Origin of the sequence: Kitasatospora sp. NPDC058492 (assembly GCF_042720685.1) — a bacterium.
GTDB lineage: Bacteria > Actinomycetota > Actinomycetes > Streptomycetales > Streptomycetaceae > Kitasatospora.
On sequence record NZ_JBHXMU010000054.1, the window covers coordinates 1 to 23,082 of the forward strand.

The 23,082-nt window shown below is 74.9% G+C and carries 21 protein-coding genes; 10 read left to right on the forward strand and 11 right to left on the reverse strand.

Annotated features, from left to right (window positions below; translation table 11 throughout):
* Positions 1 to 76: 76 nt before the first annotated feature.
* Both ACFWPI_RS29230 and ACFWPI_RS29235 read right to left on the reverse strand, forming a co-directional pair.
* A complete protein-coding gene (locus ACFWPI_RS29230; protein ID WP_380379318.1) occupies positions 77 to 658 on the reverse strand; it encodes a HutD family protein in 582 nt (193 codons plus the stop codon).
* A 159-nt stretch (positions 659 to 817) separates the two neighbouring features.
* Positions 818 to 2,089 (reverse strand): MFS transporter, encoded by a 1,272-nt coding sequence (locus ACFWPI_RS29235; RefSeq protein WP_380379316.1) that lies wholly within the window; start codon positions 2,087 to 2,089, stop codon positions 818 to 820.
* Between the two features lie 17 nt (positions 2,090 to 2,106).
* Here ACFWPI_RS29235 and ACFWPI_RS29240 point away from each other — a divergent pair, with 17 nt between their 5' ends.
* The gene (locus ACFWPI_RS29240) at positions 2,107 to 3,384 is read left to right on the forward strand and encodes an ROK family protein (protein ID WP_380379314.1); all 1,278 of its coding nucleotides are present in this window, start codon (positions 2,107 to 2,109) and stop codon (positions 3,382 to 3,384) included.
* Positions 3,385 to 3,526: 142 nt separating this feature from the next.
* Positions 3,527 to 4,738: a PLP-dependent cysteine synthase family protein gene (locus ACFWPI_RS29245; protein WP_380379312.1), complete on the forward strand. Its 1,212-nt coding sequence runs from the start codon at positions 3,527 to 3,529 to the stop codon at positions 4,736 to 4,738.
* A gap of 173 nt (positions 4,739 to 4,911) precedes the next feature.
* On the opposite strand, the gene ACFWPI_RS29250 is transcribed toward ACFWPI_RS29245, so the two are convergent.
* The 5 genes from ACFWPI_RS29250 to ACFWPI_RS29270 form a co-directional block, all read right to left on the reverse strand.
* A complete protein-coding gene (locus tag ACFWPI_RS29250) occupies positions 4,912 to 7,353 on the reverse strand; it encodes a right-handed parallel beta-helix repeat-containing protein (protein ID WP_380379310.1) in 2,442 nt (813 codons plus the stop codon).
* Positions 7,354 to 7,599: 246 nt separating this feature from the next.
* Positions 7,600 to 8,478, reverse strand: coding sequence for an MOSC domain-containing protein (locus tag ACFWPI_RS29255; protein WP_380379308.1), 879 nt, complete (start codon positions 8,476 to 8,478; stop codon positions 7,600 to 7,602).
* A 199-nt stretch (positions 8,479 to 8,677) separates the two neighbouring features.
* Positions 8,678 to 9,487, reverse strand: a complete 810-nt coding sequence (locus ACFWPI_RS29260) for a DUF6643 family protein (RefSeq protein WP_063350159.1) — start codon at positions 9,485 to 9,487, stop codon at positions 8,678 to 8,680.
* Between the two features lie 345 nt (positions 9,488 to 9,832).
* Positions 9,833 to 10,282 (reverse strand): large conductance mechanosensitive channel protein MscL, encoded by a 450-nt coding sequence (mscL, locus tag ACFWPI_RS29265; RefSeq protein WP_063350160.1) that lies wholly within the window; start codon positions 10,280 to 10,282, stop codon positions 9,833 to 9,835.
* A 206-nt stretch (positions 10,283 to 10,488) separates the two neighbouring features.
* Positions 10,489 to 11,619, reverse strand: a complete 1,131-nt coding sequence (locus tag ACFWPI_RS29270; protein WP_380379306.1) for a glycosyltransferase family 4 protein — start codon at positions 11,617 to 11,619, stop codon at positions 10,489 to 10,491.
* Between the two features lie 313 nt (positions 11,620 to 11,932).
* Here ACFWPI_RS29270 and ACFWPI_RS29275 point away from each other — a divergent pair, with 313 nt between their 5' ends.
* Both ACFWPI_RS29275 and ACFWPI_RS29280 read left to right on the forward strand, forming a co-directional pair.
* On the forward strand, positions 11,933 to 13,192 hold the full coding sequence (locus tag ACFWPI_RS29275; protein ID WP_380379304.1) for a glycosyltransferase family 4 protein: 1,260 nt from the start codon (positions 11,933 to 11,935) through the stop codon (positions 13,190 to 13,192).
* A gap of 199 nt (positions 13,193 to 13,391) precedes the next feature.
* On the forward strand, positions 13,392 to 14,066 hold the full coding sequence (locus ACFWPI_RS29280) for a thiol:disulfide interchange protein DsbA/DsbL (protein WP_063350163.1): 675 nt from the start codon (positions 13,392 to 13,394) through the stop codon (positions 14,064 to 14,066).
* Between the two features lie 55 nt (positions 14,067 to 14,121).
* Here ACFWPI_RS29280 and ACFWPI_RS29285 read toward each other — a convergent pair whose 3' ends face one another.
* A complete protein-coding gene (locus ACFWPI_RS29285) occupies positions 14,122 to 14,868 on the reverse strand; it encodes a cyclopropane-fatty-acyl-phospholipid synthase family protein (RefSeq protein ID WP_063350164.1) in 747 nt (248 codons plus the stop codon).
* A 57-nt stretch (positions 14,869 to 14,925) separates the two neighbouring features.
* Positions 14,926 to 16,074: a glycosyltransferase gene (locus ACFWPI_RS29290; RefSeq protein ID WP_380379302.1), complete on the reverse strand. Its 1,149-nt coding sequence runs from the start codon at positions 16,072 to 16,074 to the stop codon at positions 14,926 to 14,928.
* A 57-nt stretch (positions 16,075 to 16,131) separates the two neighbouring features.
* Here ACFWPI_RS29290 and ACFWPI_RS29295 point away from each other — a divergent pair, with 57 nt between their 5' ends.
* Positions 16,132 to 16,917, forward strand: a complete 786-nt coding sequence (locus tag ACFWPI_RS29295; RefSeq protein ID WP_380379300.1) for a glutamate racemase — start codon at positions 16,132 to 16,134, stop codon at positions 16,915 to 16,917.
* Positions 16,918 to 17,401: 484 nt separating this feature from the next.
* On the opposite strand, the gene ACFWPI_RS29300 is transcribed toward ACFWPI_RS29295, so the two are convergent.
* Complete coding sequence (locus ACFWPI_RS29300) at positions 17,402 to 18,427, reverse strand: polysaccharide deacetylase family protein (RefSeq protein ID WP_244293515.1); 1,026 nt, start codon at positions 18,425 to 18,427, stop codon at positions 17,402 to 17,404.
* Positions 18,428 to 18,800: 373 nt separating this feature from the next.
* Between ACFWPI_RS29300 and ACFWPI_RS29305 the strand changes: the two genes are divergently transcribed.
* From ACFWPI_RS29305 to ACFWPI_RS29315, 3 genes are all read left to right on the forward strand, one after another.
* The gene (locus ACFWPI_RS29305; RefSeq protein WP_063350167.1) at positions 18,801 to 19,073 is read left to right on the forward strand and encodes a hypothetical protein; all 273 of its coding nucleotides are present in this window, start codon (positions 18,801 to 18,803) and stop codon (positions 19,071 to 19,073) included.
* A gap of 340 nt (positions 19,074 to 19,413) precedes the next feature.
* Entirely contained in the window at positions 19,414 to 19,923 is a 510-nt protein-coding gene (locus ACFWPI_RS29310) for a sugar transferase (RefSeq protein ID WP_380379298.1), read from the forward strand.
* A gap of 73 nt (positions 19,924 to 19,996) precedes the next feature.
* Positions 19,997 to 20,485: an NUDIX domain-containing protein gene (locus ACFWPI_RS29315; RefSeq protein WP_380379296.1), complete on the forward strand. Its 489-nt coding sequence runs from the start codon at positions 19,997 to 19,999 to the stop codon at positions 20,483 to 20,485.
* Positions 20,486 to 20,604: 119 nt separating this feature from the next.
* On the opposite strand, the gene ACFWPI_RS29320 is transcribed toward ACFWPI_RS29315, so the two are convergent.
* Positions 20,605 to 21,219 (reverse strand): PTS-dependent dihydroxyacetone kinase phosphotransferase subunit DhaM, encoded by a 615-nt coding sequence (locus ACFWPI_RS29320; RefSeq protein ID WP_380379295.1) that lies wholly within the window; start codon positions 21,217 to 21,219, stop codon positions 20,605 to 20,607.
* Positions 21,220 to 21,513: 294 nt separating this feature from the next.
* On the opposite strand from ACFWPI_RS29320, the gene ACFWPI_RS29325 reads away from it, so the two are divergent.
* Entirely contained in the window at positions 21,514 to 21,726 is a 213-nt protein-coding gene (locus tag ACFWPI_RS29325) for a DUF397 domain-containing protein (protein ID WP_208869206.1), read from the forward strand.
* A 712-nt stretch (positions 21,727 to 22,438) separates the two neighbouring features.
* Positions 22,439 to 22,933 carry a hypothetical protein gene (locus ACFWPI_RS29330; protein WP_063350170.1) on the forward strand — a complete coding sequence of 165 codons (495 nt, stop codon included), beginning with the start codon at positions 22,439 to 22,441 and terminating at the stop codon, positions 22,931 to 22,933.
* Positions 22,934 to 23,082: the final 149 nt, after the last annotated feature.

Here is a 23,082-nt window from a genome sequence, read left to right on the forward strand (position 1 = left end):
CTGCGGCCCGGGAGGCCTCCCTCCCGGGCCGCAGCGTTCCGGTGTCCGGGCGCCCGTGCGCCCCGGATCCTCGGCGTCAGCGCGACGGGCGGAGCGTGACCACGGCGGTGACCCCGCCGGCCCGGACCAGCACCTCGCGCGGACCGGCCCCCTCCAGCAGCGCGGCGTCGTAGCGGTCGAGCACCGTGTCACCGTCGACGGCGGCCGAACCGGCGAGGCAGACCAGCAGGACGGTCGCCCCCGGCGGGACGTCCGCGACGGCCGGTGCGGACAGCACGTCCACGGCGGCGGCGACCCGGTCGCGACGGGTCATCACGTTGAAGTCGACCACCGGGCCGGCCGACAGCCGGCAGTCCGTCACGGCGTCACCGGGGAAGGCGAAGGGGCGGAAGGGCGCGTCGACCAGCTGCTCGGCGCCGTCGACGGTGAGCGTCATGCCGGGGCCCTCGACCAGGGTGATCACCCGGTCGACGCCGGGGAACGGCGAGAACGGCCCGGCCGACGCGACGTCCGCGAGGCTGACCCGCCAGTCGAAGGCGTCCAGCCCGGCCCCGACGGGGAAACCGGCGACCTCCCTGGTCACCCCGCCCCCGTTGAGCCACGCCGTGGCCGGGCGCTCGGCCGCCCGCAGTACCTGGATCCGTCCGCTGCTCGTCATGGCCCGCATCCTGCCACCACGTCCGCGCGCGGCCGCGTCGGGCGTCGCCCGGGGCCGTCGGCGGTGGGGTCGGTCGGACCGGCCGTGCCGACGACCCGGGTGCTCCCGTCAGCGCCGACGGACGGTCAGCGCCGGCGGGCGGCCAACGCCGACGGACGGTCAGCGCCGACGGACGGCCAGCGGTAGGAGCGCCGCCGCCGTGGCCGCCACCGCGACGGTGGCCAGGGCCATCGGCAGCCCCGCCGCGTCGGCGAGGAAGCCGATCACCACCGGACCGATCAGCATGCCGCCGTACCCGAGCGTCGAGGCGAACGCGACGCCCTGCGGGCCGCCCGCCGCACCGGCCCGGGCGATCGCGAGGGGGAAGAGGTTGGCGAGGCCGAGGCCGACCAGGACGAACCCGCAGACGGCCAGCGGCACCACCGGGGCGAGGGCGGCGACCAGCATGCCGGCCGCCGCGGTCAGGCCGCCGAGCAGCATCAGCCGGGTCTGGCCGAGCCGGATGGACAGCCAGGTGCCGCCGACCCGTCCGCTGGTCATGGCGAAGGCGTACGCGGCGTACCCGGCGGCGGCCGTCCCGGGGCTGGCGTGGACGTCGTCGGTGAGGTGGAGGGTGGTCCAGTCGGCGATCGCGCCTTCGCCGTACGCGGTGCACAGCGCGGTGAGGCCGAGCAGCAGGACGAGCAGCCGCAGGTGCGGGGCGGCGCGGCCGGCCGTGGCGCGGGTGCCGTGGCCGTTCGCGTCGTCGCCCGTGGCGTCGCCGTCGCCCGTGCGGCCGGGCGCGACCAGCGGCGCGGCCGGGCTGCGCAGCAGGACGACGCCTGCGGCGGCGGTGACGGCGAGGCCGAGCAGACCGCCGAGCGCGAGCGCCCAGGCGGTGCTCAGCGCACCGGCGAGGAGCCCGCCGAGGCCCGCGCCGAGCAGACCGCCGAGGCTGTACCCGGCGTGGAAGCTCGGCATGACGGGCCGTCGCAGCTGCGCCACCAGGTCGACGGCGGCGCTGTTCATCGCGACGTTGGCGCCGCCGTACCCGGCGCCGAAGAGCAGCAGCACGCCGCCGAGCGCGGTGACCGAGTGGGCGTGTGCGGGCAGCGGGACGGCGAGGCTGAGCAGGGCGAGCGAGCCGACGGTCACCGGGCGCGAGCCGTACCGCAGGCACAGCCGCCCGACGAGCGGCATGGTGAGGACGGCGCCGATCGACAGGCAGAGCAGGGCCAGCCCGAGGGCGCTGTGCGAGGCGTTGACCTGGCTGCGGATGTCCGGGATGCGGACCACCCAGGCGGCGAAGAGGAAGCCGTCGACGGCGAAGAACGCGGTGAGTGCGAGCCGTGCCGAGCCCCAGGGGCTGTCCGTGCCGGGGGGTGTGCTGAGAGACTGGGGGGAGGTCTGGTCGGGTCGAGGACGCGGGCGGATTTTGTTTCGAAGCGGCACAAAGTCACAATAGGGGCGTGCAGCTCTCACCTTCAAGTCCGCGACCAGGTTCCGGAACCGACCTCGAAGCGCAGCGCGACGCCCACCGCCGCGCGGCCCCCGATCGCGGTCGGACGCTGCTCGGCCCCGCGCTCTCGCTCATCCACACCGGACAGACGCCCACCCGCTCGGCGCTCACCCGCGCGCTGGACGTCACCCGGGCCACCGCCGGGGCCGTCACGGCCGAACTGGAGGCGCTCGGGCTGATCACCGTCGACTCGCGCCCGGCCGGCGGCGGACGCGGACGCCCCTCGCACCGGCTCGCGATCGACCCGCAGGGCCCGGTCGTGGTCGCCGGGCAGATCCACGCCGACGGACTGAGCGTCACCCTGGCCGGCCTCGGCGGCCTGCTCGACCCGCCCGTCCACCTGCCGCTGCCCGCCGCCACCGACCCCGTCCGGATGCTGCGCGCCGTCGCCGAGGCGGGCGCCGAACTCGCCCGCGCGACCAGCCGGCGCTGCCTCGGCGCCGCGCTCGCCCTGCCCAACCCGGTCACCGAACCCGACGGCGCCGCGCTCGCCGCACTGCACTTCGCCTGGCCCAGCGGCACCCCGGTCGCCGACCTGTACGACGTCGAGGTGGGCCGCGCCGACCACGGCCCCGGCGCCCGTCGGCCACTGCCCACCGCCCTCGCCAACGACGCCAACCTCGCCGCGCTCGCCGAGTACCGGCACGGTGCCGGGCGCGGTGCCCGTCACCTGCTCCTCGTCACCTCCGGCCACCGCGGCGTCGGCGGTGCGCTGGTGATCGACGGCCACCTGCACACCGGCAGCGCCGGGCTGGCCCTGGAGGTCGGCCACCTCACCGTCGACCCGCAGGGCCGGCTCTGCCCGTGCGGCAACCGGGGCTGCCTGAACTCCGAGACCGACCCCGACGCACTGTTCGCCGCCGCCGGGCTCACCCCCGAACCGGGGCGTCCGCTGCTCGACCAGGCGCGCGAACTGTGCCGGGCGGCCGCCACCGACGAGCGCGCGCGGGCCGCCGTGGAACACGTCATCGACCGGCTCGGGCTCGGACTCGCGGGCGTCGCCAACATCCTCAACCCGGACCGGGTGGTCCTCAGCGGGCTCCACCTCGACCTGCTGGAGGCCGCGCCCGAGCGGCTGCGCGCGGTGGTCGCCGAGCGCAGCCTGTGGGGGCGCAGCGGACGGGTGCCGATCGTCGGCGCGGAGCTGGCGCACGGTGCGCTCGCGGGTGCGGCGGAGCTGGGCTGGGGGCCGTACCTGGCGGACCCGCAGTCGGTGACGGCGGGCTGAACCCGGGGCCGGGCGTCGGGCTGGGGGCGACAGGTCGGACCAGGGGCGATAAGCGGAAGCTGGGACTGTGAAAACGGTCACTTATCGTGACTCTCATACACTCGTAGTGAGCAGTGGGGGGTCGTAACGAGGGAGAGTGGCCATGAGCACCCAACCCGGCGGGACCCAGTCCGGCGGAGCGAGCGGCATCGAGTCGACCGCGAGCGTCGAGCCGACCGTCGAGCCGACCGTCGACGTCGCGCCGACCACCGGCATCGAACCGACCGTCGACGTCGACCGGACCGACCCGCAGTACCGCGCCTGGCTCAAGGAGGCGGTGCGCAAGGTCCAGGCCGACGCCAACCGCTCCGCCGACACCCACCTGCTGCGCTTCCCGCTGCCGGGCGAGTGGGGGATCGACCTCTACCTCAAGGACGAGTCCACCCACCCGACCGGCTCGCTCAAGCACCGCCTGGCCCGCTCGCTCTTCCTCCACGGGCTCTGCAACGGCTGGATCCGCCCCGGCAAGCCGGTGATCGAGGCCTCCAGCGGTTCCACCGCCGTCTCGGAGGCGTACTTCGCGCAGCTCGTCGGGGTGCCGTTCATCGCGGTCATGGCCAAGAGCACCAGCCAGGCCAAGATCGACCTGATCGAGTTCCACGGCGGCGAGTGCCACCTGGTCGACCGCTCGGACGAGGTGTACGAGGCCTCCGCCCGGCTCGCCGAGAGCACCGGCGGGCACTACATGGACCAGTTCACCTACGCCGAGCGGGCCACCGACTGGCGCGGCAACAACAACATCGCCGAGTCGGTCTTCGCCCAGCTGCGCCTGGAGCCGCACCCCGAGCCGGCCTGGATCGTCGCCACCGCCGGGACGGGCGGCACCTCGGCGACCATCGCCCGGTACGTGCACTACATGCAGTACGACACCCGGATCTGCGTCGCCGATCCGGAGAACTCCTGTTTCTTCGACGGCTGGGTGCACCACGACCCGGACGCCGTCTGCGAGCGGGGCTCGCGGATCGAGGGCATCGGACGGCCCCGGATGGAGCCGAGCTTCGTCCCGGGGGCGATCGACCGGATGATGAAGGTGCCGGACGCCGCCTCCATCGCCGCCGTGCGGGTGCTGGAGCAGGTGCTCGGGAAGAAGGCGGGGGCGTCCACCGGGACGGGGCTGTGGAGCGCGCTGAAGATCGTCGCCGAGATGCGGGCGGCGGGGCGGCGGGGCAGCGTGGTCGGTCTGATCTGCGACCCGGGCGACCGCTACCTGGACAAGTACTACTCGGACGACTGGCTGGCCGGCGAGCGGATCGACATCGCGCCGTACCGGGCCGTGCTGGAGTCCTTCCTCGCCGGCGGTGCCTGGACGGGCTGACGCCGAGGTCGCCGGCCGCCCGCTCGCCCGCCTGCCCACCTGCTCGCGTTGGCGGCGGCGAACAAATGACCGCGAACAGATAACAGATAACAGCTTTCAGATAACAGATTTCAGACTCTGTTATCTGTTCGCCGCCCTCCCCGCCCGACGCCACAGCGCCGAGCCCCCCGGCGTCAGGGCAGCGGCGCGCCCGGCAGGTCGGCCGGGACGAGGAGTTGGAGCTCCTCCGTCGAGGGGTCCGCGAGGTGGGCGACCCGCATCGCGTGCCGCTCGACCATGGTCTCGAAGACCTGCCGCGCAGTGCGTCCGTTGCCGAAGTTGGGGCCGCGCTCCAGCCGGGCGAAGTGGTCCAGCAGCACGCCCTCGGTCGCCTCGGCGAGCGCGTACTCGTGCTCGGCGCACTGGGCCCGGGCGATCTCCAGCAGCTCGTCCGCCGTGTAGTCGGGAAAGGTGACGGTGCGTGAGAAGCGGGACGAGACACCGGGGTTGGCGGAGAGGAAGCGCTCCATCTCCAGGGTGTAGCCGGCCACGATGACGACCACTTCGTCCCGGTGGTCCTCCATCAGCTTGACCAGGGTGTCGATGGCCTCCCGCCCGAAGTCGCGCGCGCCGTCCTCGGGGGCGAGCGCGTACGCCTCGTCGATGAAGAGCACCCCGCCGCGCGCGCGGTCGAAGGCGGCGGCGGTGCGGATCGCGGTGGAGCCGATGTGCTCACCGACCAGGTCGACCCGGGCCACCTCGACCAGGTGTCCGCGCTGGAGCACCCCGAGTGAGGCGAGGATCTCGCCGTAGAGCCGGGCGACGGTGGTCTTGCCGGTGCCGGGGGCGCCGGTGAAGACCAGGTGCCGGCGCAGCGAGGGCGCCTTGAGCCCGGCCTGGCGGCGGCGCTTGCCGACCGAGATCAGGTCGATGAGTGTGCGCACCTCCTGCTTGACGGTGGCCAGCCCGACCAGCGCGTCCAGTTCGGCGAGCGCCTCGTCGGCGGGCCGGCAGTCCGGGATCGGGGCGATCGCCGAGGTGGCGGCCGACGCGGCGGCGGTGCCGGCCACCCCGGCCTTCCCGGCCCTCCCGGCCAACGGGGTGCTGGTGGAGGCCAGTTGGGCGGCCCGCGGGCCCGGCACCTCGGCCGCACCGGCGGCCGGTGCGACGTCGTCCGAGGTGCAGCCCTCGGCGACCGGCCCGGGCTCGGAGAACTCGAAGCCGGCCCGCTCGTTCTGCTCGGCCCGGCAGCGGGTCAGTTGGGTGCGGCAGCCGTCGATGATGTGGAAGCCGAAGCCCTTGCCGTGCGAGACCCGGCAGTCCTCGAAGGTGCCCCGCCCCTGCGCCGAGACGTACACGCCGGCGTCGGTGCTGGCCCGGACGGTGCAGTCGCGCAGCACCGGGTCGGCGCCCTTGGTGACGATCACCCCGGTGGCCACGTCGGAGATCTCGCAGCCGGTGAGCAGGCCGCCGCTGCCGTGGTCGCGGAACCACAGGCCGGTGCCGGCCTCCTGGACCCGGCAGCCGGTGAGGGTCACCGCCGCGCCGCCGCTGACCGAGACCGCCGAGCTGCGGATCCGGCTGAAGGAGCAGTCCGCGGCGGTGGCGGCGGAGTCCCGGTCGAGGACGAACAGCGCGTCCGGCAGGTCGTACAGCGAGCAGTCGGTGAGGGTGAGCCGGGCGCCGTCGCTGACCCACAGCGCCGGGTACTCGCCGGTGGAGCCGTGGATCTGGCAGGACTCGGCGACGGCCTCGGTGCCCTGGTCCCAGACCGAGAGCGCCCCGCGCCCGAAGTCCCGGACGGTGCTGTGGTTGAGGCTGAGCCGGGAGCGGCCGCGCAGGTCGGCGCCGTTCTCCGGCAGGTCGTGCACCCGGCAGCCGGTGAGGACGAGTTCGGCCTCGCCGTCCAGGGTCAGGCCGTTGCCGGTGACCCGGTGGATCTCGCAGTCGACGAGCCGCCCGCGGGCCTGTGATTCGGCCTGGACGCCGCTGCCGCGGATCTCGTAGATCTCGCAGCCGGTCAGTTCGGCGGCGCTGCCCGGGTCGGAGAGCAGGACGCCGGCGCCGACGGCGTGGTGGACCCGGCAGCGGTCGAGGGCGGCGGTGGCGCCGCCGAGGACGGCGAGTCCGGCCTGCCCGGCGGCGGCGACCTCGCAGTCCTCCAGGGCGGCGGCGGTGCCGGGGCCGCGCAGGCGCAGCCCGAGTCCGGCCGGGTTGGCGACGACGCAGCCGCGCAGGGTGGGCCGGGCACCGTCGGTGATCTCGATGCCGGTGGCGGAGCGGGTCTCGATCCGGCAGCCGCTGAGCGAGGGTGCGGTCTGCGGCCCGGTGATCAGGACGGCCGGGGTGGAGCTGTCGCCGCCTTCGACGACGAGGTCGCGGACGATGGCGTCGGCGGTGACGGTCAGCGCCACTCCGGACGGCGGGTCGATCCGGACGGTGCCCGGGCCCTGGGCCGGGACGATCGTCACGGGCTTGTCCAGCAGTACGTTCTCCCGGAACGTCCCCGGCCGGACGGTCACGGTGTCGCCCGGTTCGGCGGCCGCGAGGGCCTCCGCGAGGGTGTCGTACTCGCCTGCGCGGCGGCGCCAGCGGGATGCGCTGTCCTGGGTGACCCGGACCCTGTGCTCTGCCATGACGGTCTGTCGTCCCCACCTTCGTCGAGCCGGCGTTCAACGGGCCGTACGCGCGGGCCGCCCGCCCACCGTAGCGCGCCTCCATGGGTGGTCCGGTCGGCCGCGGTCGCGCGGGCACCGGGGGCTCGCGCCTTCGCCACAGGTTCCGACCACATGTTCAACGAGCGCGCACACCTGTGGTTCCGAGACGGGGACGCGCCGCAGGGGCGGCGGCGGGGGGAGCCGGTGAACCGGAGCGCCGCCGGTTCACCCCCGCGCGTCGGCGGGCCACTGCGCCCCGTCCTCCAGCACCTCGACCCGGTCGCCGACGCGCAGCGTGCCGAGCACGTCGCCGGTGGTGCCGGCCGGCCGCTCCGGGATCAGGTTCTGCCCGAACGCGGCCTTCTTCAGCAGCCGGTGGTGCCGGGCCAGGGTGCGCAGTGGTTCGGGGCCGCGCCGCTCGCCGCTCTCCTGGTCGGTGGTGGTGATGACGCAGCGGCCGCAGGGCTTGACGACCTTGAAGGTGAGGTCGCCGATCCGGATCCGGCGCCAGCCGTCCTCGGCCCACGGCTCGGCGCCGCCCACCACGGCGTTGGGGCGGAAGCGCTCCATCGGCAGCGGCTCGTGGCCGTCGGGGTGCTCGGCGGCGATCAGTTCGTTGAGCCGTTCCAGCGAGGCGGTGGTGGTGAGCAGCAGGGGGAAGCCGTCGGCCATCGAGACGGTGGTGCCGGGCTCGGCGTAGTCGGGGTCGGCCGGCCGGGCGTGCGGGTCGTCCAGGTGGACCAGGCGGTAGTCGCCGAGGTGTTCGGCGATCCACCGGTGCGCTTCCTTGGCGGCCTCGGCGGCGCGGAAGCGGGTGCCCCAGACCTCGACCTCGGCGAGCGGGTCGCCGGCTGCGACGGCGGGCGCGGGGACCTCGATCCGGGAGCCGTCGGGGGCGGTGAGGGAGAGCGCGCCGTCGGGGAGCAGGTCGGGCCGGATCTGGCCGAGGGCGGCGTTCTCGCGCTGGCTGACGAAGCGTCCGGTGGTGTCGGCGAGCATCCAGCGGCGGTCTCCGGCCAGGCCCCAGGGTTCGACGGCGGCGGTGTCGGGGCTCAGGCGGTACATGGACTTGACGGGGTAGACGTGGAGTCCGGTGAGCTGCATTCCCCCATCCTGCCAGCCGGTTCCCGGCGGTCCGCAGGGCCCCCGTACGCGCACGGACCGCCCGGGACGCCGTGGGGGGCGTTCCGGGCGGTCCGTGGATGACCCGTTTCTCCGTACGCCCGGCGCGGGGAGCGCGCCGGGTGGTGCTCAGGTGGTGCGGGTGCGGGCCGGGTGGGGTCCGGCCCTGGAGGTCAGTGGCTCAGTAGCCCTGGCCCTGCTGCTGGTAGCCGCCCTGCTGGCCCCCCGCGTTGTAGGCGTTGTGGCCGGGCTCGCCGTACGGGCCCGGGCGCTGCGGCTGCATCGGGCGGACCGGCGCCATGGCCGGGCGCAGCTGGGCGCCGCCGAAGCCCTGGTCGCCGCCCTGGCCCTGGAAGCCGGGGCCGGCCTGGCCGGGGCCACCGAAGGACTGCTGGCCGCCGAGGCTCTGCGGACCGCCCTGCGGCTGGCCGCCCGGCTGCCCGGGGCCGAACGCGCCCGGACCGCCGATCGGCTGGGCGCCGAAGGACTGCTGGCCGCCCTGGCCGCCGATGAAGGTGTTCTGGCCGCCGAAGCTCTGGCCGCCGGTCGGCTGGTAGCCGCCGCTGGCGGTCTGGGCGAAGGCCGGTGCGGCGGGCTGCGGCCGCTGGTACTGCTGGGGGGCGCCGTAGCCGGGGACGGGCGGCTGGGGCGCGGAGGCGTACGCCGGCGCGGGCTGCGCGGGGATGTACGCCGTGGCGGGACCGGCGGAGGGGCCGCTGCTCGGGCCGGGGCCCAGGGCGAGGCGGGCGGGCGGCAGCGCGGGGAGGTTGCTGCCGGCGCTCTCGTACCCGTTGCCGTACCGGTTCTCGTAGGACGGGCCGGCGCTGGCCCCGTAACCGGACGACATGGCCGGCGGAAGGGCCGCCGGCACGTTGATGGGTGCGATCTGGGGGACGCCGCGCTCAGCCACGAGGCTGTCGTAGATCGGCGTGCCGGAGGAGAAGGACGGAGAGGGGTAGCCGACTCCGTCGTAGGAGCGGGGCGAGGTCATGGGGCATACGGTAAGCCCACAACGCGCCTGCTGAGGAGAGCGGGAGGGGGAGCAGTTCGACTGTTTACACAGTCTTCGCTCGCACAAAGGTTTCGAAAGTAGGAAGAACGGACATACCGGCGTTCAGTTCCGGACAACCTTGGCGTGCCGTCAGTGATCGAACAGTACCCGGACGGCGGCGCGGCGAACCCTTGCGGTGACCGGGCGGTGGACGGTTCGGGGCCCGCCGGAGAAACTTTTGCGGACAGGGCGTGCGCCGGCGCATTCGAGCCCCCGCCGACGGTCCGACGAGGGCTCGTGAATGTTTCGGGAATAAAGTCCCCGTCAGCGGCCTCGGGCCAGTGGTCAGCTCGCCTGCAACGCCTGCGCCTGCGCCGGGAGGCCCGGCCGGCCCGCGACCTCCGAGGTGCAGAAGGAACAGCGGGTCGCCGCGGCCGGAATCGGGCTCAGGCACTCCGGGCAGTCGACCTTCACGACCGGCGCCGGCTTGGCCGACTCGAAGCGCGCCTGCAGCCTGCCGACCGGAAGCACCACGGCGAAGTAGATCACCGCGGCGACCAGCACGAACCCGATCAGCGCGTTGACGAAGACCCCGTACGGGAACCGGGTGCCGGCCACCTCGAAGGTCTTCTGGGTGAAGTCGCCGACGGCGCCGGTGGCGACCCCGATGAGCGGGGTGAGGAAGGCGGTGACGAACCCGGTGACCACGGCGGTGAAGGCCGCGCCGATCACGATGCCGACTGCGAGGTCCACCACGTTGCCGCGCAGCAGGAAGCTGCGGAATCCCTTGAACACCGGGTGACTCCAAATCCGTACGGGGAGGGGGGAGATGAGGCGGCGCGACGGGCGCCCCGGCCGGACATCCTGCCGACCGGGCCGGGCCGAGGTCCAACCGCCTTCACCCGATCCGCGTAACCGGCCGCAGGACGCGCCGGCCGGATCCGGGCGCAGCCCGGGCGCTCCGCGTACGGGTCGATCCGGCCGCCGCCGGGTCGCAGGGGTCAGAGCGGCCGCACCCGCAGCGCGCGCTCGTAGAACTCGACCATGTGCGCGGACACCTGGGACAGCGTGAACGAGGCCAGGAACCGTGCCCGCGCGGCCTTCGCCCGCACCCGCGCCGCCGCCCGGTCGTCCAGCGTGTCGACGACCGCCGCCGCCAGTTCGGCCGGCCGCTCCGGCGCCACCAGCCGGGCGTAGTCCTCCGAGCCGACCGTCTCGCGCAACGCCGGCACGTCCGCGCAGACCAGCGGCACCCCGACGCCCATCGCCTCGATCGCCGTGCCGCCCTGGCCCGCCCAGCGGGACGGCACGGCGAGCACGTCGGCAGCGGCCATCAGGTCGGCCACGTCCTCGCGCGGCCCGAGCAGGCGGACGCTCCCGGCGGACTCGGCGAGCGCCCGCAGCCGTGCGCTCTCCGGGCCCGCCGCGCCGGCGAGCAGCAGGACGGCCCCGGGCTGCGCGCGCCGGATCGCCGGCCAGGCCGTCAACAGCACGTCCAGGCCCTTCCGGTGGTGCTGGCCGGCGGCGGCCAGCACCACCGGCACGTCCTGCGCCAGCTCCAGCGCACCACGCACGGCGGCCCGCCGCTCCGGGGTGGCCGTGCCCAGCAGCTCCGGGTCGAGCCCGCGCGGCACCACGTCGATCCGGCGCCGGGGGACGCGCAGCCGCCGTGCCATCGTGCCGGCCACGTGCCGGGTGAGCGCGTGGAAGCGGCGGGCGCCCTGGGCGGTGGCCGCGTCCAGGGCCTGCGCGGTGCGCATCCGCCAGGGGCTCGCCCCGTGCGCCGCCGACTGCTCCGGTCCGTACGCCGGGTCGAGGAGGCTGGAAACCACCGGGGTGCGGGCGGCCAGGGCGGCGGCGCGGCCGAGCACGTCCGAGGCGTGGCGGGCGGTGTGGACGAGATCGGGCCGGCGTTCGCGGATCAGCCGGCGCAGCGCGGCGGCGGTGGCGGCCCCGGTCGGTCGGCCGACGCCGAACACGGCGGCGCCCGCCGCGGTCAGCTCCGGCTGCCAGCCGCCGGGGGAGTCGTAGAGGTAGGCGACGTCCAACGTGACGCCGGCGCGCACCAGTTGGGGAGCCATCGAGACCAGGGCGCGCTCCGCCCCGCCGGTCCGGTTCACGCTGTCGACCACCAGAAGCACCTGCACCGGCCACCCCCGCCCGCTGCGGGCGCGTCCGTTCTCCCGTGCCGGACGCCCCCTGACTGGTGATCAGCATCGCAGGTGGCCGTCAGGCCCGCCAGCCGTACGGCGGCCGGGGTCGGGCGCCGGGGTGCGGCGAGGCGAGGCAGGGCGAGAGGGGGCGGAACAGGGCGCACGACGGGAGCAACCGGCGCACGGCCGCAGTCGACCAGCGCACATCAGGTGTATTCACGCGGGCGCACGGGCCACCACCAGGTTGCGCGAAGGGGCTGTACGGCGCGGGGCGCTGTGCCAAGGTCGGTCCATGCCCGACCATACGTCGGCCGACCCGGCCGGAACCCGTCCCCGCGTCCTGCACCTGATCAGTGATCCACGCCGCGGCGGCGCCCAGAACTTCGCTCGTGACCTCCACCGGGAACTGCGCCGCCGGGGCCAGGCCTCCGCCCTGTGCGCCCTCGCCCCGCACCCGTCCCCCGGGCCCCCCGGTCCCGCCCTCCCCGGGCCCCGCGCCGCGGACCGCACCGGAGTTCGCGCCGGGGCCGGTCCGGGCGCCAGCCCCGACGGGCCCGACCGGCAGCCCGACCCGGACCCCGGCGCCTGCGCCGACGAGGAGGACTTACGCGCCGCCGTCCTCGGCTCCGGCCGCCTGCGCCCCGGCACCCTGCGGGCGCTGCGCGCGGCCGCCCGCGGCGCCGACGTGGTGCTCGCCCACGGCTCCGACACCCTGGCGGCCTGCGCCCTCGCCCTGGCCGGCACCCGCACCCCCTTCGTCTACGTCTCCGTCGGCCACCCCCGCTACTGGACGGCGAACCGGCTGCGCCGGGTGCGCGGCGGCGCGCTGATGCACCGCGCGGCCGCCGTCACCACGCTCACCGACGAGGCCCGCGCCGTCCTGGAGGGGCAGTTCCGGCTGCCCGACGGCAAGGTGCACGTGATCTCCAACTCCCGGGCCGCCGAGAGCTATCCGCCCGCCGACGGCCGGGCCGACCGGCGCGCCGCCCGGCACGCGCTCGGCCTGCCCGCCGACGTCCTGCTGGTCGCCTGGATCGGCGCGATCGCCCCGGAGAAGCGGCTCGACCTCGCCCTCGACGTCCTCGACCGGCTGCCGGACGTCCGGCTGGCCATCGCCGGGGACGGCCCGCTGCGCGAGACGCTGGCCCGCCACCCGGCCGCCTCCCGCGCCCACTTCCTCGGCGCCCTGCCCGATCCGGCGCCGCTCTACCGGGCCGCCGACGCGCTGCTGCTCACCAGCGACAGCGAGGGCGTGCCCGGCGCGCTGATCGAGGCGGCGCTGGCCGGCGTGCCCGCCGTCGCCACCGACGTCGGGTGGGTGCGCGAGGTGGTCCGGGACGGCGCGACCGGCGCGCTCGTCGCCCCCGGGGACCCGCTCGCCCTCGCCGAGGCGCTGGCCAAGGTGCTGGCGTGCAACCGTGCGGGCCTCGGCGCGGCCGCCCGGGCGCACGCGTTGGAGCACTTCGAGCTCGGCGCCGTGGTGGACGCCTGGCAGGGGCTGGTCGCCGAGGTGTGGGCGGGGGGTGGCCCGGGGGCGCGCACCGGTCCGTGACAGACCCGCGGCGGCGGGCCGGGCCGGGCGTCGGGTTGCGCGCCGGGCCGGGTGCTGGGCCGGGTGTCGGGTTGCGCGCCGGGCCGGGTGTCGGGTTGCGCGCCGGGCCGGGCGTCGGGCTGGGCCGATCGGGCGAATCCGGGCCAGCGTGCCCGGCCGAACTCGACGGTAACGAACCGCCGCCAGCACACTGCCCGGTGTGAACTCGAAGTCGCTGCTGCGGTCCACCGTCCTGCTCGCCATCGCCGCCGGGATCGCCGTATCCCCCCTCCAGGCCGGCGCGGTGAGTCACCAACCCCCCTCCGAGGGTGCCCAGTTCGTCAAGCTGGACCATCCGCAGCCGGTGCGCGAGAGCGTCCGCACGGAGGCGGCCGAGTTCTTCTGGTACGACTGCGTCCACTCCCAGCAGCTCGAACAGCCCTTGCAGGCCTGGGCCGAGAAGCACCGCGCGGACGTCGCCCTGCGGCGCGTCCCGGCGATCTGGCCGGGCGGCCCGGACGAGGGCGCCCAGCGCGGCCACGCGCGCCTGTACTACACGCTGGAGCGCCTGGGCCTGGTCGAGCGCCTGCAGAGCAGCGTCTTCCGCTCGGTGCGCACCGACCAGACCGACCTCACCACCGAGGCCACCGCCACCGACTGGGCGGTACGCCACGGCGTGGACGCCCAGCTCTTCCGCCGGACGTACCGCTCCGACGAGGTGGCGCGGTCGGTCGACGAGGCCGCCGTCGAGTTCGTCCGCTACGGCGTCAACGAGCTGCCGACGGTGGTCGTCCAGGGCGAGTACCGGACTTCGCCGAGCAAGGCCGGTGGCGTCGAGGCGATGCCCGAGGTGCTGGACTACCTGGTCCAGCAGGAGCAGCTGCGCGGGAACTGAGCCCGCCGCGGGCCGGGGTCGGACAGCCCTCCGGCGGCCCGCCCCGCCCGGCGGTTCAGTCCCGGCGCAGCAGGTACGTCACGAAGCCGAACGTCCCCCGGTAGCCGTGCAGCCACTCCCGCCGGTGCCGGTCCGCGGCCTCCCGGGCGGCCGCCGCGTCGGGGTCGTCCGGGTGCTCCAGCGCCCACTCGGCCAGCGCACCCGTCCACGCGAACTCGTAGTCGTCCCACTCCTGCGGGCTGCTCACGTAACCGGACACCGGTGTCCAGCCGTCCGCCAGCACCCGGTCCGTGGTGGTCGCCAGGTCCGCGTAGTCGTCCCGGGCCGCGCCCAGCCCGTCCAGGGCCGCCCGGGACGGCTCCCGCTCCCAGAAGCCCTCGCCGACCAGCACCCGCCCGCCCGGGGCCAGGTGCTCGCGGGCCGCCGCCAGCGTCGGCAGCAGCCCGCCGAAGGCGTGGGTGGCGCCCACGCACAGCACCAGGTCGAAGGGCTCGACCGAGTCGAACTCCCGCGCGTCCACGTGGTGCAGGCCGATCCGGCGCGCCACGCCGAGCACGGTCGCCGCCTCCCTGGCCCGGGTCAGCGCCGCCGCGTCCAGATCCACCCCCACCGCCCGCCAGCGCGGACGCGCCGCCAGCGCCCGGACCAGCCACGCCCCCTCGCCGCAGCCGAGGTCCAGCGCCCGGCCGTCCGCCGCCCCGGCGGTCGCGCGCTCCAGCAGCAGGGCCACCGACTCGTCCGTCAGCGGCGCCGCGATCGGGTGGTGGGCATGGGCGAGACGGGAGATCCTCTGGCGGTCCATTCGAGCAGTATGGAGCCAACCGGCCTGCCGTGCCCGCGAATTCGGGGCCCGGAACGCTCAGGCCCGCGAGTACGTCCGGCCCTTCCACGCCGCGCCCCGGCCCCGCCAGTGCTGCACCGCCGAGTCCACCGTCATCAGCAGGTACAGACCCGCCGTGAAGGGCAGCAGCAGCACGGCCGGCGCCGGCTGCCGGTAGTACCGCACCATCGGCAGGTAGGTGCCCGCCATCAGCGCCCAGGCCGCCCCGCCCGCCACCGCCACCGCCGGCGCCCCCGCGACCAGCCCGGCCGCTGCGGCCACCGGCGGCACCAGGTACACCAGCCCCAGCCCCAGCACCGTCCCGAGCAGTAGCAGCGGCGAATGCCGCAACTGGGCGTACGCGCTGCGCGACACCATCCGCCACAACTGCTCCAGCCGGGGGTACGGTCGGACGCTGTCCACCGCCCCGGCCAGCCCCAGCCAGGTCCGCCCGCCCGAGGACTTCACCGCCCGCGCCAGCGACACGTCGTCGATCACCGCACCCCGGATCGCGGCCACCCCGCCGGCCCGCTCCAGCGCCTCCCGCCGCACCAGCGAACAGCCGCCCGCCGCGGCCGCCGTCCGCCCACCGGGCCGGTTGCTCCAGCGGAACGGGTACAGCTGCGCGAAGAAGTAGACGAAGGCCGGCACGATCAGCCGCTCCCAGCCGGTCTCCACCCGCAGCCGGGCCATCTGCGACACCAGGTCCAGCCCGTTGCTCTCCGCTGCGGTCACCAGCTCCGCCAGCGAGTCCGGCCCGTGCGCGATGTCCGCGTCCGTCAGCAGCAGGTACTCGACGTCCGGACCGGCCAGCTCCACCCCGTGCCGCAGCGCCCACAACTTGCCCGTCCACCCCGGGGGCAACGGGGGAGGAGTCGTGACGGTCAGCTCCAGCCCGTCCATCGTCCGCAGCTCCGCCGCCACCGCGCCCGTGCCGTCCGAACTGTGGTCGTCCACCAGGATCACCCGCGCCCGCCCCGGGTACTTCTGGGCCAGCAGCGTCGGCAGGCTCACCGGCAGCACCTGCGCCTCGTCCCGGGCCGGCACCACCACCGCCGCCTGCGGCCAGCGCACCGGCGGACGGCGCGGCGGCAACCGCACGTCGGTGCGCCAGAACAGCCCGTGGCAGCACGCCAACCAGAGCCAGACCAGCAGGGAGAACGCGGCGATCCACAACAGGACGGTCACTCCCGCAGTTTGCCGCAGAACCGGCCGGATCGGGCGGATCGACTAAAGTCTTGCCCCGTGAAGATCGCACTGATGGACTCCGGAATTGGCCTGCTGGCCGCCGCCGCCGCCCTTCGGAAGCTGCGCCCGGACGTCGATCTGGTGCTCTCCTCCGACCCGGCTTCGATGCCCTGGGGGCCGCGCACCTCCGAAGAGGTCACCGACCTCGCCCGCGGCTGCTCGCTCGCCGCCGCGGCGCTCGAACCGGACGCGCTGGTCATCGCCTGCAACACCGCCTCCGTGCACGCGCTCGCCACCCTCCGGGCCGAACTCGAACCCGGACTGCCCGTCGTCGGCACCGTCCCGGCGATCAAGCCCGCCGCCGCCCTCGGCGGCTCCGTGGCCATCTGGGCCACCCCGGCCACCACCGGCAGCGCCTACCAGCACGGCCTGATCCGCGACTTCGGCGGTACCGCGGACGTGACCGAGGTGGCCTGCCCCGGCCTCGCCGACGCCATCGAACACGGCGACGACGCCGCCATCACCGCCGCCATCGCCGACGCCGCCGCCCGCACCCCCGCCGGCACCGCCGCGATCGTCCTCGGTTGCACGCACTACGAACTGGTCGACGACCGCATCCGCGCCGCCGTCGCCCCCACCGCCTCCCCGGCGCTCACCCTGCACGGCTCCGCCGACGCCGTCGCCGCCCAGGCCCTGCGCCGGGTCACCGACCCCACGCGCACCGGCGCCGGCACCATCACCGTGCTCCACGCCGGCGCCCCTGCCGCCCTCCCCCCGGCCGCACTCCTCTATCCCCAGGGGCGCACCCTCGCCGCCCTGATGTGCAGCACGCTGCCGGCGTGACACCCACCGCCCTCGCGGAGCACTTCGCCCCCCGGCGAGCCGCTGACGGGCCCCCGCCGAGCCGCCGCCGGGCCAATTTTCGCCCGCCGGCGGTCCACCCTTCAGCCCGCGCGGAAGGCCACCGCAGCTGATCCCCATCCGGGGCAGCCGAGAGCAGGCTCTCTGTCATGAGCTGAGGGGCAAATCTTTGCCCTCCAACCTCGGGGGTCGGTCGAGGAGTCCCGTGGTGGCCGGCCGTCCCGGTCTTCCGCGGAGGCTGCCTGTCCGGGGCGGCTGATGCAGGAAGTCGGCCTGCCCGACGGTCTGTGCCCGTGAGGCAAGGCCTTGCCCCACGGGCGGGTGGTTTGCCGCTGAGGCGGGGCCAAATTTCGCCCCCAGAGGTCCGGTACCTCTCCCCGACAGGGCTCATTTTTGCTCCTGAGCGCTCCTGAGCGCTCCTGAGCGACCCTGAGTCCCTCTGCGTCCCCTCGCGCGCCCCGGCCGGTCAGGCGACGGCTTGGCGGCGCCAGCGGCGGTAGGCGGGTTCGAGGCCGGAGAGGATGGTGTCGAAGCGGCGGGTGCTGGTGGTGGAGTCGACCTGGAGGCGGCTGATCTGGAGCGGGTGGGAGGGGATGCGGGGGCCGAGCCGGTGGTCGGAGAGGAAGCCGAGGCGGTAGCCGAGCTCCTGGAGGACGGTTTCGGCACGCGGGTCGTGCCCGCCGTCCGGGTAGGCGAAGGCGATCGGGGGTTCGCCGAGCCAGCGGGTGAGGGCTTCGTGGGCGCCGGTGATCTCGGCGCGGACGGTGGCGTCGTCGCAGCGGCCGAGGCAGGGGTGCCCCTGGGTGTGGTTGCCGATGGCGACGCCGCCGTCGCGCAGGGCGAGCAGGTCGGCGGGGGTGAGCTGCTCCTGGCGAGGCGGGCGGCGGTCGGCGCTGACCCGTAGCTCGTGCAGGCTGCGCCGCCGGTCGGGGTCGGGCATGGCCTTGAGCCGGGGGAGCAGCTGGGAGGGGTGCCCGCAGTCGAGCGAGCGGGCACGGCCGCCGTGCCGGGCGAGAAAGTCGGCCTCGTGCCACCAGAAGGGGCGTTCGGTGCCGATGAGCTCGGAGATGACGAAGGCGGTGGCGGGGATGCCGCGGGCGTCGAGGGCGGGCAGGGCGTGGGTGAGGACGCTGCGGTCGGCGTCGTCGAAGGTGACCAGGACGCTGCGGGGCGGCAGCGGCCGCTGTTCGGTGACGGCTTGGAGGACGGCGGTGAGCGAGACCGGGGTGGCGAGTCTTCGGAGCCGGTCGAGCTGGGCGCCGAAGGACCGGTGGTCGGTGACGCCGTGGTAGGCGAGGACTGCGAGGCGTTGTGCGGCGCGGGCGCGGAACAGGGGTTGGACGGGGGCGAACCGCAGCCATTCGCCCCGCGCGTCCGGCCTGCCCCGGTCGGCGGTCGGGTGGCGGCGGGTGGCCGTCGGCAGCGGGCGCACGAACGGGACGGGCCTGGTGGGGGCCATGGAGATCGACGTGGTGGACTGGGACTGCGGCACGGTTCCCCCTCGGTCGCCGAGCGGCGTGGCGGTACCGCCGGAGGACGGAGCCCGGCCTCCGACTCCAGGCGGCGGCGGCTCCGCCTCCTGGGTATTCCGGTCCGCGGTGGGGGGCTCGCACCCTTCCCGCGAACGGCTCCTGGATCGCTCAATGCCATTGAGACCGCTGCACCGAGCGGATGGTTGTACCGGGGGGACGAGGATTTTTCGTGGACTGATGTGAACTGATGTGAACTGAATGTGGAGCCGGAATGCACGACCGGGGCCGGTCCGCGACCTGCTCGGGCGAGGTCGGCGGGCCGGTCGCACCGGGTGGTCGAACGTTCACTCCCTGCGGGCTGCCTCCGGCGTTCGCCGGGGGTACCTTGGGCTCATGGCAGATGCGGACCGTGATCCCTTCCACCTGCACGGCGCGACCAGGATGGCCCGTGCGTGGAGTGGTGGCGCCCTGGTCACCCACCAGCTTCTGCTGGCGGTGGTGGGTTTGGCCTGTCTCGCGCTGGGCATTGTGGTGGCGGTGATCGTTCCGGACAGTGACGGTCCGGCCTGGGCGATGGCGGTGGCGGGCTGTCTGGCCGCGGGAGTGCTGCTGCTCGGCCGGATCGCGTTCGGGCTGCTGCGTTACCGCCGGGGCGCCGCGCTCTAACCTCCTCAGCGACCGGCCGGCCTTCGGTGGACGGCTGTACTTCGATTGCCCTCGGCATTCCGAGCGGCAGATCGAGCAGCAGATCGAGCAATATTGGTCAGATCGACCGAATTTCGGCCTGTCGGACAATCCTCTGCCCACTTCTTTCACCATTCCCGGGCGACGGCTCCAAGGCGCCTTTACTGTGAATGCGTTCTTGCGGCTCGACGGTGCCGTGGACTCGACGGTGCCGTGGAGGGGAAGAGATGGGCGGCAGCGCCACGTCCGATCCGGGCGGAGAACCGGGCGGAGAACCCGGCAGGAAGCCGGACGGCGCACCGCGCACCACCGTGTCCGCCGGATGAAGCGCGGCGGGGACCTCGCCCTCGCCGCCCTGGCCGGGATCGTCGCGCTCCCGTTGGCCCTGGTGATCGCCGCCCTGCTCCGCTGCACGGCGCGCGGCCCGGTGCTCCTGCGGCTGACCCGGGCCGGACAGCACGGCCGGGAGTTCCAGGTCCTCCGCTTCCGGACCAGCCGGGGAGGACGGCTCGGCGTGCTGCTCCGCCGGACCGGCCTGGACGAGCTGCCCCGGCTGTGGAACGTCGCCCGCGGCGAGATGGGGGTGATCGGCCCCCGGCCCGTCCGCCCCGACCAGGTGGTCCGCTACTCCCGCCGCGAGCGCGGTCGGCTCGCCGTCCGGCCCGGGCTGACCGGCTGGGCCCAGCTCCAGGCCCGCCGCCCGCTCGCCCGGCCGGACTGGGCCGAACTCGACCTCTGGTACGTGGAGCACCGCTCGCTCCGGCTCGACCTGCGGATCCTCGGGCTGACCGTGCTGGCCCTGCTGCGCCCGGAGGGCGGCCTCGCACGATGAGCCCGCGCGTCGCGAGTCGCACGTCGGTGGCGGCGGCCCGGGAGCCTGCCGGACAGGGCCTAGGCTGCGGCGTATGGCCATTCCCCCGTTCCTCGCCGATCTCCGCGCCCTGGTGGGCACCCGCCCGCTCTGGCTGACCGCCGTCGTCGCCGTCGTCCTGGACGACCACGGCCGGGTGCTGCTGGGCCGACGGGCCGACGACGGGAGGTGGGCGCCGGTCGGCGGCATCCTCGACCCCGGCGAGCAGCCCGCCGACGGCGTGGTGCGCGAGTGCCTGGAGGAGACCGGGGTGGTGGCCGTGCCCGAGCTGCTCGCCTCGGTCACCGTCTCGCCGCAGGTCACCTACCCGAACGGCGACGTGACGCAGTACCTGGTGCTGACCTTCCGGTGCCGGGCGGTCGGCGGCGAGGCGAGGGTGAACGACGACGAGTCGCTGGAGGTCGGCTGGTACCCGCTGGACGGGCTGCCGCCGATGATCGAGGTCGAGCACGAGCGGCTGCGCCACGCGCTGGAGTGCGAGGGGTCGGCGGTCTTCGTGTGGGAGGGCAAGGGGCGCCCCTGACCGGCGCACGGCGGACGGTCCGCATCCTCGCCTCCCCTCCCCGGGCGGGCCGGGAGCCCGGGCCCTTCGCCGATGGTAGCCGTCCGGTCACCCCGGGTGGGGGGAATTCGCGAGGCCGCTCAGCCCTTGCGCTGCCGGTAGGCCTCCTCCGCGGCGTCCAGGACGGCGGCGAGGTCGCCGCCCGCGGTGGCGGTGGCGGTGGCCGCCACCGCGCCCTCGACGAACGGCGCGTTCGCGAAGCGGACCGGGAACGGGAGGCCGTGCTCGTCGGCGTCGGACAGCAGGGCGCGCACGGTGGTGACGGCGCTGCCCAGGTCGGCGAGCACCACGACCCCGTGGCCCTGGTCGACCCGGCGGGTGGCGGCGGCCACCAGGACCGCGCTGATGCCGGGACCGTCCTGGTCCCCGCCGGTCGCGGCGATCGGGGCGGGGGAGTCGGATCCGGTCAGTGCGAGCGCGAGCGCGCGCACCGCGATGGCCAGTTCCTGGCTGTGCGACACCAGGACGATCCCGACCCGGCCGTGCGTGGGGGGCCGGCCGGAGGCGGGCCGGGGCAGCGTGGCGGGCGCGGGTGGCGTGCGGGGCGCCGGGGGGTGGGCCGAGGGGGCGTCGGAGATGGGGATGACATCGGCGCGGGTGCCGTCCCGGCGGCTCATCGGCTGCTCCCTCTGGGCGGTGGCGGGTGGTGGTGGGCGGTGCTGGGCGAGGTGGTGCGGGCCGCGTCCGGTGCGCATCGGGTTCGCGGGGCCGGGGCGGGCCGTCGAGGGCCGTCGAGGGCCCGTGTACGGCCGGCGGGGGTGGTCCCCCGCGCTGCCAAGCACTCTGGCAGCTCCGGTGGCCCCCGTCGGGCGGGACACGCGTTGAGCGGGCCTCCTGCGGCGTCCGGGCCCGGCTGGTGGAGTCCTCGTCAACCCGCTGACCGGGGCGGGCGGGTGTGGTTAGGCTGGCCGGGAAAGCCGTCGGGAGGAGACCGGGTAGTGGCAGTCAACAGTGGGATCGACGTGGAGGCGGGCGGCGCGGAGCCGCAGCTGGCGCCGAGCGGGAAGCCGAAGGTGGACTTCAGCGGGGCGAAGTGGCTGTGCAGCAGCCAGGGCGTCGGGGATGTCCAGATCGCGTTCGTGGACGGGTACATCGGGATGCGGGACGGCCGCCAGGAGGACGGTCCGGTCCTGGTGTTCACGCCGGGGGAGTGGCGGGCCTTCGTGCTCGGTGCCCGGGACGGCGAGTTCGACCTCACCTGAGCCACCGTCGCACGACCGCGGAGCGGGCCCCGTCGGAACGGGGCCCGCTCCGCGGTCGATTTCGGCCCCGAACATCACAACTGATGATCTATTGAACGTGCCCCGTCAGAATTTCTGTTGACTGTTAGACAAACGCAGCTCAGAGTATGAGCACAGGCAGACGCCGTGCCCACCGCCCCCACGCGGCCAGACACGGCGCCTGCTGTGCGACCCGGCAGCGTTGCCAGGCCATCCTCCCAGTCATCCCCTGCGCACCGGGGTGCGTCGGCCGGTCCCGGCCCACGAGGGGCCGGCAGTCGCCGGGAGGCTGGCGTCGACGCCGAGAGCGACTCGGCGGCGACACCGTTTGCTCGGGACCCGCACGCCCCCACGCGGCGGCGTCCCGAGCAAGATCCGCGGGAGCGACGGGCCGGGGCCCCGCGGATCTGGCTTGTGGTGATGGAACTGTTGGCTTGTCTGCTGTGCTGTGTGCGACGACGAAGCTGGGTGCTCGGCAGTTCGGCACGACGATGTGCACAGTGAGGGAAACGCGTGTAGGGCCGCGTTGCGACATGCCGTCCCCCCGGAGGGTGAAACCCAGAACGGCTGTCGTGCTGAACCGAACGTAGCCCGGACGGTTGCTCAGAGTCAACATTGGTCTCTGAGCGTCGATCTCCCGACGGTGCCCCACCCACCTCGCGAGCGTGGTGTGCCGGGCACGTACGATGTTCCCATGTCTTTTCTCCGCCGTCGCTCCGGACAGCCCGCCGGCCCGGACTTCGACGTGCTCGCGATGGACCCGGGTGACTGGCCCGGCGACTTCGGTGCGGCCATGATGACCGGCCCGGACGGCTCCTGCCAGGGGATTTTCCTGCGCTACGACCTGTTCGGCGGCAGAGGCCCGGCGATGTTCATCGGCAACCTCCCCGAGGGCTCGCCCGCCCGGGAGACCGGCGACAGCGTGCCCTTCGAGGTGCGGCAGCTGCTCGCGGCGCTGGAGAACGACGAGCCGGTCGACTTCGTCTCGGCCGAGGACTTCCCGGTGATGCTCGGGGACGACCTGCTGATCGTGAAGAAGGTCAAGGTCAGCGAGGAGCGGGTGTTCTGCGCCCAGTTCGGGCGCAGCGACGGCGTCCAGGTCACCATCGCGTCCTGGGACCGACCGATTTCGGACGACCTGTATCAGCTGTTGAAGCCGCTCCCGGCCGACATGTTCCAGCAGGGCTGACCGGCCTCGACCGGGGCTCGGACGCCGCTTGACGGTTTCGATCACAGGTTCGTACAGTCGCGAACATGTCGTGCCGTCTTCCGCTGCTGACCCGTCGCAGCTATCTGGACCTGCGGCGCACCGCCAGCGCGGTGTGTCCGGGCCGCTGA

Coding starts and splice junctions, on each gene's coding strand:
- ACFWPI_RS29275 (WP_380379304.1), top strand. CDS start 11,933: ATGCCCGACCATACGTCGGCCGACCCGGCCGGAACCCGTCCCCGCGTC.
- ACFWPI_RS29245 (WP_380379312.1), top strand. CDS start 3,527: ATGAGCACCCAACCCGGCGGGACCCAGTCCGGCGGAGCGAGCGGCATC.
- ACFWPI_RS29230 (WP_380379318.1), bottom strand. CDS start 658: ATGACGAGCAGCGGACGGATCCAGGTACTGCGGGCGGCCGAGCGCCCG.
- ACFWPI_RS29330 (WP_063350170.1), top strand. CDS start 22,439: ATGTCTTTTCTCCGCCGTCGCTCCGGACAGCCCGCCGGCCCGGACTTC.
- ACFWPI_RS29260 (WP_063350159.1), bottom strand. CDS start 9,487: ATGACCTCGCCCCGCTCCTACGACGGAGTCGGCTACCCCTCTCCGTCC.
- ACFWPI_RS29285 (WP_063350164.1), bottom strand. CDS start 14,868: ATGGACCGCCAGAGGATCTCCCGTCTCGCCCATGCCCACCACCCGATC.
- ACFWPI_RS29255 (WP_380379308.1), bottom strand. CDS start 8,478: ATGCAGCTCACCGGACTCCACGTCTACCCCGTCAAGTCCATGTACCGC.
- ACFWPI_RS29250 (WP_380379310.1), bottom strand. CDS start 7,353: ATGGCAGAGCACAGGGTCCGGGTCACCCAGGACAGCGCATCCCGCTGG.
- ACFWPI_RS29320 (WP_380379295.1), bottom strand. CDS start 21,219: ATGCGCACCGGACGCGGCCCGCACCACCTCGCCCAGCACCGCCCACCA.
- ACFWPI_RS29305 (WP_063350167.1), top strand. CDS start 18,801: ATGGCAGATGCGGACCGTGATCCCTTCCACCTGCACGGCGCGACCAGG.
- ACFWPI_RS29315 (WP_380379296.1), top strand. CDS start 19,997: ATGGCCATTCCCCCGTTCCTCGCCGATCTCCGCGCCCTGGTGGGCACC.
- ACFWPI_RS29310 (WP_380379298.1), top strand. CDS start 19,414: ATGAAGCGCGGCGGGGACCTCGCCCTCGCCGCCCTGGCCGGGATCGTC.